Annotated in this window: 10 protein-coding genes and 1 pseudogene; 7 read left to right on the forward strand and 4 right to left on the reverse strand. The window is 71.3% G+C overall.

Annotation, left to right across the window (positions count from 1 at the left end):
* Both dut and coaBC read right to left on the reverse strand, forming a co-directional pair.
* Entirely contained in the window at positions 1-459 is a 459-nt protein-coding gene (gene dut, locus AB5T46_RS13755) for a dUTP diphosphatase (RefSeq protein ID WP_370564573.1), read from the reverse strand.
* A gap of 66 nt (positions 460-525) precedes the next feature.
* Positions 526-1,742, reverse strand: a pseudogene (coaBC, locus tag AB5T46_RS13760) (bifunctional phosphopantothenoylcysteine decarboxylase/phosphopantothenate--cysteine ligase CoaBC).
* Between the two features lie 208 nt (positions 1,743-1,950).
* Here coaBC and radC point away from each other — a divergent pair.
* From radC to AB5T46_RS13790, 6 genes are all read left to right on the forward strand, one after another.
* Positions 1,951-2,625 (forward strand): RadC family protein, encoded by a 675-nt coding sequence (gene radC, locus AB5T46_RS13765; RefSeq protein ID WP_370564574.1) that lies wholly within the window; start codon positions 1,951-1,953, stop codon positions 2,623-2,625.
* Between the two features lie 328 nt (positions 2,626-2,953).
* Entirely contained in the window at positions 2,954-4,663 is a 1,710-nt protein-coding gene (gene argS, locus AB5T46_RS13770; RefSeq protein WP_370564575.1) for an arginine--tRNA ligase, read from the forward strand.
* A 133-nt stretch (positions 4,664-4,796) separates the two neighbouring features.
* Positions 4,797-5,552 (forward strand): SPOR domain-containing protein, encoded by a 756-nt coding sequence (locus AB5T46_RS13775; protein WP_370564577.1) that lies wholly within the window; start codon positions 4,797-4,799, stop codon positions 5,550-5,552.
* A 27-nt stretch (positions 5,553-5,579) separates the two neighbouring features.
* Positions 5,580-6,215, forward strand: coding sequence for a lysozyme inhibitor LprI family protein (locus AB5T46_RS13780; RefSeq protein ID WP_370564578.1), 636 nt, complete (start codon positions 5,580-5,582; stop codon positions 6,213-6,215).
* Between the two features lie 71 nt (positions 6,216-6,286).
* Positions 6,287-6,700, forward strand: a complete 414-nt coding sequence (locus AB5T46_RS13785; RefSeq protein WP_370564579.1) for a hypothetical protein — start codon at positions 6,287-6,289, stop codon at positions 6,698-6,700.
* A 102-nt stretch (positions 6,701-6,802) separates the two neighbouring features.
* On the forward strand, positions 6,803-7,552 hold the full coding sequence (locus tag AB5T46_RS13790; RefSeq protein WP_370564580.1) for an SDR family NAD(P)-dependent oxidoreductase: 750 nt from the start codon (positions 6,803-6,805) through the stop codon (positions 7,550-7,552).
* A 357-nt stretch (positions 7,553-7,909) separates the two neighbouring features.
* On the opposite strand, the gene speA is transcribed toward AB5T46_RS13790, so the two are convergent.
* Positions 7,910-9,799 (reverse strand): arginine decarboxylase, encoded by a 1,890-nt coding sequence (gene speA / locus AB5T46_RS13795; protein WP_370564582.1) that lies wholly within the window; start codon positions 9,797-9,799, stop codon positions 7,910-7,912.
* 61 nt (positions 9,800-9,860) lie between these two features.
* The gene (locus AB5T46_RS13800) at positions 9,861-11,717 is read right to left on the reverse strand and encodes a M48 family metalloprotease (protein ID WP_370564583.1); all 1,857 of its coding nucleotides are present in this window, start codon (positions 11,715-11,717) and stop codon (positions 9,861-9,863) included.
* 135 nt (positions 11,718-11,852) lie between these two features.
* Here AB5T46_RS13800 and speE point away from each other — a divergent pair, with 135 nt between their 5' ends.
* Positions 11,853-12,701: a polyamine aminopropyltransferase gene (gene speE / locus AB5T46_RS13805; RefSeq protein ID WP_370564584.1), complete on the forward strand. Its 849-nt coding sequence runs from the start codon at positions 11,853-11,855 to the stop codon at positions 12,699-12,701.
* Positions 12,702-12,804 lie beyond the last annotated feature (103 nt).

Genomic DNA, 12,804 nt, shown 5'->3' on the forward strand with positions numbered 1-12,804 from the left:
TCAGCGCATGCCGGTATGGCCGAAGCCGCCGGCGCCGCGCGTGCTGTCGACAAAAGTATCCACCAGTTGCAGGGCGGCGCGCACGACCGGAAGGATGACCAGCTGCGCAATTCGGTCACCGGGTTCGATCCGGTACGGATCGCGGCCACGGTTCCAGGCGCTGATCATCAGCGGCCCCTGGTAGTCGGCGTCGATCAACCCGGTGCCGTTGCCGAGCACGATGCCGTGCTTGTGGCCGAGCCCGGAGCGCGGCAGCACCACCGCGCACAAGGCGGGATCGGCGAGGTGGATGGCCAGCCCGGACGGAATCAGCACCGCGTCGCCCGGTTGCAGCGTCAACGGCGCGTCGAGCGCCGCGCGCAGGTCGAGGCCGGCACTGGCCTCGGTGGCGTAGGCCGGCAGCGGCCAGTCGCTGCCGTAGCGGGAATCGAGTCGTTTGACCTGGAGCGTGTGCTGCATGCGGATTCCGAAGGTGACGTTTGGCTTGTGACCGGCATCCCGGTTGCGGGCACGGGCGCGGACCGGTTATCCGGGTGTGCGCGCGGCCTGCAGGCGGGCGATGACGAGATCGAGCAGGGCATCGGCCAGCTGCGTCTTCGGCAACGGGCCGAGTTCGCGCGCGCCGCCCTGCCAGTACACCGACAGCGCATTGTCGTCGCACTCGAAACCGCTGCCCTCCACGCCGACGCGGTTGGCGGCGATCAGGTCGAGCTTTTTCTTCTCCAGCTTGCCGCGCGCGTAGCGCTCGACGTCGTCGGTCTCCGCGGCGAAGCCGACCACCAGCGCCGGCCGCTGCGGATGGGCCGCCACCTCGGCCAGGATGTCGGGGGTGCGCACCAGCTCCAGGGTGAGCGTGGCGCCGGTCTTCTTCATCTTGTTCGCGGCGATATTGCGCGGCGCGTAGTCGGCCACTGCGGCGGCGCCGATGTAGAGGTCGGCCGGCAGCGCCGCCAGCACCGCCGCGCGCATCTGCGCCGCGGAGCGCACGTCGATCCGTTGCACGCCGGCCGGTGCCGGCAGCTGCACCGGCCCGGCGACCAGCACCACCTCGGCGCCGCGCGCGGCGGCGGCGGCGGCGAGCGCGAAGCCCATCTTGCCGCTGCTGCGGTTGCCGATGAAGCGCACCGGGTCGATGTCCTCGTAGGTCGGACCGGCGCTGACGACGACGCGCTTTCCCTCGAGCATCGCGCTCATCCGGCCAGTTCGGCGACGATCGCGTCGGGCTCGCGCAGCCGCCCCGGACCGGATTCGCCCTCGGCCAGCGGGCCGTCGTCGGGGCCGATCACCTGCACGCCGCGGCCGCGCAAGATATCGACGTTGGCCTGGGTGGCCGGATGCCGCCACATGCGATGGTTCATCGCCGGCGCGATCGCGATCGCCGCCTCGGTGGCCAGGCACAACGTGGTCACCAGGTCGTCGGCGAAGCCGTGCGCCAGCTTGGCGATGACGTCGGCGGTGGCCGGCGCCACGATCACCCGATCTGCCCAGGCGGCCAGTTCCAGGTGCCCCATCGCCGCCTCGGCGGCCGGGTCCCACAGCGAGGTGCGGACCGGCTCGCCCGAGACCGCCTGGAACGTGGCGGTGCCGACGAACTGCTGCGCGTTCGCGGTCATCGCCACGCGCACCTCGGCGCCGGCATCGCGCAGGCGCCGGACCAGTTCGGCGGCCTTGTACGCGGCGATGCCGCCGCACACGCAGAGCAGCACGTGTTGTCCCCGCAGGCGGGCAGAATCGACGGTCATCGGGGTCGGAAAAGTCCTACACGGAGCCGGGCCCACAGCTTACCCGATGCCGCGGCGTCCCCCGGCTGCACGGCCGCGACCACCAGGGCCTAATGAAGACCGACGTTGGCGGCCGGCACGGCTCCCGGGCCCGGCCCCACGGCACATCCCCTGTCGTGCTGGCCATCCGACCGCCAACGTCCTTTGTCACCCGCCCGGAACCCCGTCCATGCACATCCGCGACTGGCCCAGCAGCGAGCGCCCCCGCGAGAAGCTGCTCGCGCGCGGCGCGGCGGTGCTGTCCGACGCCGAACTGCTGGCGATCTTTCTCGGTTCCGGGCTGCGCGGGCGCGATGCCGTCGCCACCGCGCGCGACCTGCTGAACGCGCACGGACCGCTGCGCGCGCTGCTCGAACGCGGCCCCGCCGAACTGGCGGAACTGCCGGGCCTCGGCCCCGCCCGCACCTCGCGGCTGGTGGCGGCCCTGGAGCTGTGCGGCCGCTACCTGGCGGCCGGCCTGGAACGCGGCGAGGCGCTGACCGATCCGCAGGCGGCCGGGCGCTACTTCGCCCAGCGCCTGCGCGGCCATGCGCACGAAGTGTTCGCGGCCCTGTTCCTCGACACCCGGCACCGCGCGCTGGCGTTCGAAGAACTGTTCCGCGGCACGGTCGACGGCGCCGAGGTGCATCCGCGCGAGGTGGTGCGTCGCGCGCTGGCGCACAACGCCGCGGCGCTGATCGTCGGCCACAACCATCCCAGCGGCTGCAGCGAACCCAGCGCCGCCGACCGCGCGGTGACCGTCCAGCTCAAGCGGGCGCTGGCCCTGGTCGACGTGCGCCTGCTCGACCACCTGGTGGTCGGCGACGGCGCGCCGGTGTCGCTGGCGGCGCGGGGGTGGGTGTAGGGGCTGGTGGGCTGTGGGTGGCGGCGGGTACTGGTTCACCGCGATGGAACGAGGCTGCCTGGCGCGGCTAGTCATTTGCACCGCCCGTGGCGACGGTGGTGGTTCACCGCGCCGGATAGGCCTGCTTGGCGCGGTCTTGGGTTCATCGCGACGGATGGGGCTGCTTGGTGCGGCTAGTCGTTTGCACCGCCCGTGGCGACGGTGATGGTTGCACCGCGTACGGACGGGGCTGCTTGGCGCGGCGACGGTGTTGGTTTCACCGCAACGGATGGGTCTGCCTGGCGCGGCGCGCTACAATGGCCGGCCATCGCAAGACCGTCGTTACTCCGTGAAATCCCAGCTCCGCGCCCTGATCGAACAGGGCATCGCCTCGTTGCGCCAACACGGCACGCTGCCGCCGGACTCCGGATCGGATCCGGGGCAGGCCGCCACACCCGACTTCGTGGTCGAGCGGCCCAAGGACCGCAACCACGGCGATTTCTCCACCAACGCGGCCCTGCTGCTGGCGAAGCACGCGCGCAGCAATCCGCGCGCGCTGGCGCAGGCGCTGGTCGAGGTGCTGGACGGCAGCGGGATGATCGCGTCGATCGAGATCGCCGGGCCCGGCTTCATCAATTTCCGGCTGTCGCCGGAGGCCTGGCAGCAACAACTGCGCGAGGTGCACGCACGCGGCGCGGACTTCGGCCGCAACGACAGCGGCCGCGGCCACCGCGCCGGCGTCGAGTACGTGTCGGCCAATCCCACCGGCCCGCTGCACGTCGGCCACGGCCGCGCCGCGGCCATCGGCGACTGCATCGCGCGCGTGCTGGCGGCCAACGGCTGGGACGTCGTGCGCGAGTTCTATTACAACGACGCCGGCGCACAGATCGAAAACCTGGCCCGCTCGGTGCAGGCGCGCGCGCGCGGGCTGACGCCGGACGACGCCGGCTGGCCCGAGGACGGCTACCGCGGCGACTACATCCGCGAAGTGGCGCGCGCATACCTCGACGGCGCCTCGGTCGAGGTCGACGACCGTACCGAAACCGCCGCCGGCGACATCGACGATTTCGATGCCATCCGCCGCTTCGCCGTGGCCTGGCTGCGGCGCGAGCAGGACGGCGACCTGGCCGCGTTCGGGGTGGCGTTCGATGTGTATTTCCTGGAGTCGTCGCTGTACACCGACGGCAAGGTCGAGGACACGGTGCGGCGGCTGGTCGATGCCGGCCATACCTACGAGGACGGCGGCGCGCTGTGGCTGCGCACCACCGACTTCGGCGACGACAAGGACCGGGTGATGCGCAAGTCCGACGGCAGCTACACCTACTTCGTTCCGGACGTCGCCTATCACCTGTCGAAATGGCAGCGCGGCTACGAGCGCGCGATCACCGGGCTGGGCGCCGACCACCACGGCTCGCTGGCGCGGGTGAAGGCCGGCCTGCAGGCGCTCGACGCCGGCATCCCGGCGGGCTATCCGGAGTACGTGCTGCACCAGATGGTCACGGTGATGCGCGGCGGCGAAGAGGTGAAGATCTCCAAGCGCGCCGGCAGCTACGTCACCCTGCGTGACCTGACCGACGAAGTCGGCCGTGATGCGGTGCGCTGGTTCCTGGTCGCGCGCAAGCCGGACTCGCAGCTGGTGTTCGACATCGACCTCGCGCGCTCGCAGTCGCTCGACAATCCGGTCTACTACGTGCAGCTCTCGCACGCGCGCATCTGCGGATTGCTGCGGCAGCTGCACGAGCGCGACCTGCCGTTCGACCTCGACAACGGCCTGGCGCAGCCGCAGGACGTCGACAATCCCGCCACCCGCGAACTGCTGACGGCGCTGTCGCGCTGGCCGGAGACCGTGCAGGCAGCCGGCCACCAGCTGGAACCGCACCTGATCGCCGCGCACCTGCTGGAGCTGGCGCAGATATTCCAGAGCTACTACAACGACCACCAGTTCCTGGTCGACGACGCCGACGTGCGTGATGCGCGCCTGGCGCTGGCGCTGGCCACCCGCCAGGTGCTGGCCAACGGCCTCGACCTGCTCGGCGTCGCCGCCCCGGAGAAGATGTGAGCGCCCGTCCCGTTCAGCCATGCGGGCCCCATCGCCTCGCGGCGATGGATCGGCATACACTCGTCCGTGCTTTCCCGCGTTGCGCACCGACGATGCCCGGCGCGACCTTCGCAATCGATCGGGGCAGGTTCTAGTGGCAGTCAAACGCGGCAAATCACAGGCGCGTCGCAACAGCGGCGGCAACGGCGGCCTTCCCGGCTGGGCGTGGATGGTGCTGGGCATCGTGCTGACCATCGGCGTGATCCTGGCGGCGCCCAGGCTGCTCAAGTCCGACGGCGAGGACGGCTTCTACCGCCCGCGCCCGAATCCCGACGCGCGGCCTGCCCCGGCCAGCGACGACGGCGAGGACAGCGTGCCGCCGCCGTCCGCCCCGTCCGCGCCACAGGGCGGGACCGAAACCACGACGCCCCAGGAAGTTGGCGCCGACTACGACTTCTATACCCTGCTGCCCGGCCAGGAAGTGCCGATGACCGATGCCGAGCTGGCCGCCAGCGCACGCGCCGAGGCCGAGCGCCGGCAGCGCGCACAGGCACAACGCGATGCGGACGCCGCCGAGTCGGCCGGTTCCGCCACGGCGCCGGCCGCTTCCACGGCGGCGACCGTCACGCCCAGCACCGCCCCCGCACCGACCGCGGCGGCGATCGGCACCGACACCGCGGCGCGCTACCTGCTGCAGGCCGGTGCCTTCAGCGCCTCCGGCGACGCCGAGGCACTGAAGGCGCGCATCGCGCTGCTCGGCCTCAGCGCGCGGGTGGAGTCGGCCGAGATCGGCGGCAAGACCATGTACCGCGTGCGCATGGGTCCGTACGGCACCGCCTCCGAACTGGCCGCGGCCAAGCGCAAGCTGGGCGACGGCGGCCTGCCGGCGATGGCGATCAAGGTGCAGTAGCCACGACCGATGCGAAGGAGCGCAACCATGATTCACCACCTCGTCCATGTCCTCCTGTCCGCCGGCCTGTTGTCCGGTGCCGGCGCGGCCGCGGCCGACGACGCCCTGAACTGCGACGAGCCCGGCTCCTGGGCCGAACGCACGGTCTGCCGCACGCCCGCGCTGCGGGCGCTCGACGCCCGGCTGCGGCAGCGGCGGGAGGACGCGCTGCTGCGCAGCGACGACACCGCCGCCTTCACCGCCGAACAACGCGACTGGACGCGCGACAAGCGCGATGCCTGCACCACCGCGCGTTGCCTGGAGACCAGCTACCGCACGCAGATCGACGCGCTCGGCATCCGCATCGCCAGCAGCGAGCCGCCACTGCTGCTGCCCGGCGAGTACCGCCAGGTCACGCGCGCCGGCCCTGTGGCCGGCGCCCCCGTGCTACGGATCGAACGCCGCGGCCAGCGCCGCTATCTGCTGCGGGTGCTCGACGGATCCGACGCGCCGGACGGCGCGATCGAAGGCGAATTCACCGAGCAGGTCGGCGCCGCGGACTTCAGCGCCGGCGACTGCCGCCTGCGCATGAGCTTCGCGCCCGACCTGCTCGCCGTGTCCGCGGCCAGCGGCTGCGGCGACGCCCTCGACGGCGCCTATCGGCGCGTGCCACCCGAACCGTGATCGCGGTCCGGCGCGGTCGCGACGGCTGAGAGGCGGCCGCCGCAGAGTGTGGCACCCGGGGAGAAGCCCACATGCCGATCGAAGCCATCCTGATCAAGCCCGTCGTCGACGCCCTGCTGGCGCTGTTCCGCCAGGCCGACGACATCACCCTCAAGCGCAACGCCGAGGCGGCGATCCGCGAAGCCATCCGCGAGCTGCTGCAGGCCAATCCCAACGAAAGCCGCACCGAGGCGCGCATCGGCATCGCCAAGGCCGCCGGCATCCTCAGCGAGGACGTGGTGCTGGCCGAGGCGATGCTGAAACAGCATCGCGCCACCCGGGCCAGAACGCGCGGCAAGAACGCGACCGGGCGCGGGCGCAAGCCGGTTCCGGCCGAGGACCGCGACAAGGCGGCCGGGAAGCCTGCCGCGGACACCTCCGCTCCCGGGAAGAAGACCGCCAGGAAGACGGCGAAGCGGGCCACGTCGACACCGCGCACATCCTAGCCGCGCGCGGCTGGCTTCACGCAGGCGTCCGCGCGCAGGACGACGTCACCGGCAAGCAGGCTGGAGGCGACCTCCGCCAACGGCGCGTTCTACAATCACGACATGGACAAGACCGTACTGATCACCGGCGCAACCTCCGGGTTCGGCCGCGCCAGCGTCGAACGTTTCGTGCGCGGGGGTTGGCGCGTGATCGCCTGCGGCCGCCGCGCCGCGCGCCTGCAGGCATTGACGGAGGCGCACGGCGACGCGATCCATGCCGCGGCCTTCGACATTCGCGACCAGGAAGCGATGCAGCGCGCGCTCGACGCGCTCCCGGCCGGATTCCGCGACATCGACGTGCTGGTCAACAACGCCGGCCTCGCCCTCGGCACCGCGCCGGCGCAGCAGGCCGACCTGGCGCAATGGCGGCAGATGATCGACACCAACGTCACCGCGCTGGTCACCCTGACCCACGCGCTGCTGCCGACGCTGATCGCGCGCCGCGGCGCGATCCTCAACGTCAGCTCGATCGCCGGCAGCTATCCCTATCCCGGCGGCAACGCCTACGGCGGCACCAAGGCCTTCGTCACCCAGTTCTCGCTCGGCCTGCGCTCGGACCTGCACGGCACCGGCGTGCGCGTGACCTCGATCGAGCCGGGCCTGGCCGAAACCGAGTTCACCCTGGTGCGCACCGGCGGCAACGAGACCGCATCGGATGCGCTCTACGCCGGCACGCAGCCGATCACCGCCGGAGACATCGCCGAGACGCTGTGGTGGGTCGCCAACCTACCGCCGCACCTCAATATCAACCGGCTGGAGGTGATGCCGGTCAGCCAGTCGTTCGCGGGATTCCAGATCCACCGCGACGCCTGACCGCCGGTGCGCGCCATGCGCGCCGGCGCCCGCGCGGCAGCACGCGCCGAACCGGGCGCATCGAACCTGTGGGAGCGACGGCCGTCGTTTCAGGGTGCATGTTCCGGCGCGAACGACCTTCCGTGGGAGCGACGGCAGTCGCGACGCCCTCGGTCCGGCCCCTGCGGCAGGCGCCTGCGATCCGGACATCGATGTCGCGACTGCCGTCGCTCCCACATGGAGTCTCGACCTTACCGGGGGCGTCCGGATCCCGTATCCGCGATCACTCGGGCGGGCTCGGCTTCGCCTGGATGATCGGATTCGGCTTCAGGCCCGGCCCGGACTGGGGCCCTGCCCGGCCGATACCGCCACAACCGCCTACACAGCCGGCGTATCGGCCAGATAGGTGTAGCCGGTCAGACCGGCTTCCAGCGCCGCACGCAGGCGCGCGGCCTCGTCTTGCGGCAGGCCTGCCGCAGCCGCGATCTTGTCGTCGTAGGCGCGGCGCAGGTCGTCGATGCGGTAGCCGACATAGTCGAGCATGACGTCGGTGGTGTCGCCGCGGCGCTGCTGCTGGATGGCGAAGCCGTCGCCGTCGCTGCGCACCTCGATCGCGTCGGTGTCGCCGAACAGGTTGTGGATGTCGCCGAGGATCTCCTGGTAGGCACCGACCAGGAAGAAGCCGAGCCGGTAGGACTCGCCGGCCCTGAGCGGGTGCAGCGGCAGCGAGCTGTCCAGGTCCTCGTTCTCGACGTAGGTGTCGATCTTGCCGTCCGAGTCGCAGGTCAGGTCGGCGATCACGCCGCGGCGGGTCGGCGCCTCGTCGAGCCGGTCGATCGGCAGGATCGGGAACACCTGGTCGATCGCCCACACGTCGGGCATCGATTCGAACACGCTGAAGTTGACGAAGTACTTGTCGACCAGGCGCTCGTTGAGTTCGTCCAGCAGCGGCCGGTGGCTCTTCTCGTCGTAGGTCAGCCGCGCCCTGACCGCGTGCGCGATGGCGTAGAACAGGTCGTCGATGCGGGCGCGGTGCACCAGGTCGATCTGGCCGAGCGCATACAGCGCCAGGCCTTCGGCATGGTGATGCTGGGCCTCGTGGAACAGTTCCACCGCCGGCCGCGAGGTCAGTTCGTCGTGGATCTCGCGCAGGTGCCGGATCACCGCCGGCTCGTCGTCGTGCAGGTCCGGCACCCGGCCCTCCGGCGCGGCCTCGACTTCCGACACGTTCGCCACCAGCACCGCGTGGTGGGCGGTCATCGCGCGGCCGCATTCGGTGATGATGCGCGGCGGCGCCAGCCCGTGCTCGGCGCAGGCGTCGGCCAGCGGCTGCACGATGCTGCCGGCGTACTGCTGCATGCCGTAGTTGACCGAGTTGTAGCTGCGCGAGCGGGTACCCTCGTAGTCGATGCCGAGGCCGCCGCCGACGTCGACGTGGCTGATGGCCGCACCCAGCTTCGACAGCTCGACGAAGTAGCGCGTCGCCTCGCGCATGCCGCTGGCGATGTCGCGCACGTTGGAGATCTGCGAGCCCATGTGGAAATGCAGCAGCTGCAGCGCGCCGGCCATGCCGGAATCGCGCAGCGACTTCCACAGGTCCAGCAACTGCCGCGGCGAGAGCCCGAACTTGGCCTTGTCGCCGCCGCTGTTCTGCCACTTGCCGGCGCCGAGCGAGGCCAGCCGCATGCGCACGCCGAGCACCGGCGCCACGCCGAGCGCCGCCGCCTCTTCCATCACCAGCGCCAGTTCGGACGGCTTCTCGATGACGATGAAAGTCTGCAGGCCGAGCCTGCGGCCGATCAGCGCCAGGCGGATGTACTCGCGGTCCTTGTAGCCGTTGCAGACGATCACCCCGCCAGGGCGGCTGAGCGCCAGCACCGCCATCAGTTCCGGCTTGCTGCCGGCCTCGAGGCCGAAGCCGTCTCCGGCGTGCGAGGCCAGCGTGCCGGCGACGCCCTGGTGCTGGTTGACCTTGATCGGGTAGACCGCGGTGTAGCCGCCGGCGTAGTCCCATTCGGCCTGCGCCTGCGCGAACGCGGCCTGCAGCGCGCGCAGCCGGTCGCCGAGGATCTCCGGAAACCGCACCAGCAGCGGCAGCTGGGCGCCGGCCGCGAGCGCCGCATCGACAACCGCCGGCAGGGCCAGCGCCGGGCTGTCGGCGCCGGCCGGGCGCACGACCACGCGGCCGGCGTCGACGTCGAAGTAGCCTTCGGCCCAGTGCGGGATCGAATAGGTCTTGCGGGCGTGGTCGGGCGACCAGGCGGTCATCGGCGTGCATCCGGGCGGCACAGGGGGCGCCCATTCTAGCGTCGCGCTGCCGGCGCCCCGTTTATCCCGAGCGCTTGCGATAGACCGGCTCGGCGCACAGCCGCTTGACCCGGCCTGCCAGCGGGCGCTGTCCGCTGCCGGTGAAGACGGTGAAGCTGCCGGGCAACTCGAGCGCTTCGGCGACTCGCTTGAGCCCGGCGGTCTCGCTGGCGACCGACCCGCGCCAGTCCAGCAACAGGACGTAATGCTGCGGCGCCTCCGCCATCGGCATGCGCTTGCGCGCCAGCCAGGCCCGGGCGATGCGCGGATCCACCGCGAGCGCCCCGACCAGCGACTGCAGGGCCGCGGCGTCGAGGTCGTGCGGCAGCAGCTCGTCCCCTACGTCCGCGGCATCGCGCGCATCCAGCTCATGCGCAGCCGGCGCGAAGGCTTCGCGCAGGATACGCACCGCTTCGGCGCTGGCTGGCGCCAGATCGGGATCGCGGTCGAGCGTCTCCAGGTCCGCCAGCGCCGTCCGGACGGCGCCGGGATCGAGCGTCATGGCGCGCCGCAGCGCGGCGGCGCCCACTGCCGCATCACCGCGGCGCAGCGCCAGCAGGCCGGCGCGGTAGTGCGCCATGGCGCTGTCGGGCAGGGCCGCGATCGCGCGTTCGTACAGCGGCGCGGCATCGAAATCGATACGCAGCGATTCCACCAGCTGCGCATGCTCGAGCCGCTGTTGCGGCGACGGTTCACCCAGGCCTTCGACGACGGCCAGACGGGCGCGATCCGACGCCGCGGCCGCATGACGCTCGCGCCAGTGCGGGCGGATCCGGTCGCGCCAGTGCTCGTCCAGGCCGCGCTCGATCTCCGCCAGCAGCGCCGGGCCGAGCAGCACGGGGGCGGCCGGCGCGCCGCGTTCGCGCAGGCGCGGTTCGGCCTGCATCGCGGCGATGCGCCGCGGCAGGGTGGGATGGGTGTCGTCCGGATCCGCATCGCGGCGCGCGATCGCCAGCAACCGGTCGAGGTCGACCGGCGCCTCGTCCTGCAGCACGCGTGCGAGCTGCGCATGGAGCTGCGCCGGCGGATGGCCCTGCGCGCGGGCACGGTCGAACAACTGCGGCCAGAACCGGGCATGCGCACGCCGCGCGCCGAGCTCGAGCCGGATCAACGCGCTGGCGGCCGCCTCGCCGCCGACGGTGGCGGCCGCGACCGCATCGGCCTGGTACTCGTTGCGCCGTGCGAGCACGAAGCTGTAGGCGTTGAAGTACGGCACGTACCACGCATAGAACGCCAGCAGCAGGCGGCTGAACAGGAAGCCGCTGTTCGCCAGTCCTTCCAGCACCCGGTGCCAGCTCATGCGCACGCGGTAGATCCAGCCGGTGAAGCGGCCATGGCCGGCGCCGAAATGACCGAACTCGTGGGCGATCACCGACGCCAGCTCGTCGCGGTCGAGCAGCTGCATCAGCGGCAGCCCCAGCACCAGGTAGTGGCGATGGCCGAGCAGGCCCAGCGCCCGCGGCAGGTTGGCGGCGGCGGCGTTGAGTTCGCCGTCGATGACGATGCCGTTCAGCGGCGGCGCACCGGCCGCCCGGCGCAGGCGCTCGACCTCGTCCTGCAGCAACGGTGCCTCGCCCGTCGCCAGCACGTAGCCTTCCGGAACGCCGAAACGGATCCACAGCGCCCGCAGCAGCACTCCGCCGAACAGCAGTGGCAGCAGCACCGCGTATGCCAGCTCCGGCCCCGGACGCGCGCCGTTGACCATCACATGGCCGAGCATCAGCAGCGGCAGCCCGAACGCGATCGCCAGCAACACCAGCAACAGCGCATAGCCGAGCCCCGCCAGCAAGGCCAGCCGGAGCAGATAGCCGCGCGGCGAGCGCTGCGCCTCGGCCTCCAGCCGTTGCGCCAGCTCGCGGTGCGCCTGCGTCGATGCCATGTCCGTCCCCCTCCGGCGCCAGGCCGCTTCCGGCGACATGTTAGGGCCTTGCCGCTCTTGCGACAGGCCGCTTCGCTACAATTCGCGGCCCTGCCGCCGGTGCCGATGCCGGCGTGCGCCCAACAGGATGCCGCCATGCCCGCCCCCGCCTGGATCCACGAGCAGTTCGCGCCGACCGGCTCGGCGATCGGCTTTCGCGTCACCCGCAAGCTCGACGAGGTGCAGTCGCCGTTCCAGAAGATCGAGATCTTCGAGACCACCGACTGGGGCAACCTGATGCTGATCGACGGCGCGGTGATGCTGACCACGCGCGACAACTTCCTCTACCACGAGATGATGTCGCACCCGGCGCTGTTCACCCATCCCGATCCGAAGCAGGTGGTCATCATCGGCGGCGGCGACTGCGGCACGCTGCGCGAGGTGCTCAAGCACCCGGGCGTGGACAAGGCGGTGCAGTGCGACATCGACGAGCAGGTCACGCGCATGGCGGAGAAATATTTTCCCGAGTTGTGCGAGTCCAACGGCGACCCACGCGCCGAACTGCTGTTCGACGACGGCATTGCGCACATGAGGAACGCCGCGCCCGGCAGTCTCGACATCGTGATCGTCGACTCCACCGACCCGGTGGGCCCGGCCGAGGGCCTGTTCAACCGCGCCTTCTACGAGAGCTGCTTCCGCGCGCTGAAGGACGACGGCATCCTGGTGCAGCAGTCGGAGTCGCCGCTGGCCCTGCTGGACCTCATCAACGAGATGCGCGGCGAGATGCGCAAGGCCGGCTTCACCGCCTTCCGGACCCTGCCGTTCCCGCAGCCGTGCTATCCCACCGGGTGGTGGAGTTGCACGCTGGCGCGCAAGGCCGGTGGATTCGACTTGCGCGACGACGACGCTCGCGCCAAGGCGTTCGATACCCTGTACTACAGCGCCGAACTTCACCAGGCCGCTTTGATCCTGCCCCCGTTCGTGGCCGCTACCCTCGAAAGCTGAATGGTCGCGGCGAGCCCCGGCTGCCAACATCGACATGATCGAACAGGCGACCGGGCAGACCACCCTCCGGTGAACGCGCTGAACTGAATTCGTCGATCGAAGG

This window comes from Luteimonas salinilitoris (assembly GCF_041300785.1).
In the GTDB taxonomy this organism is placed as follows: domain Bacteria; phylum Pseudomonadota; class Gammaproteobacteria; order Xanthomonadales; family Xanthomonadaceae; genus Luteimonas; species Luteimonas salinilitoris.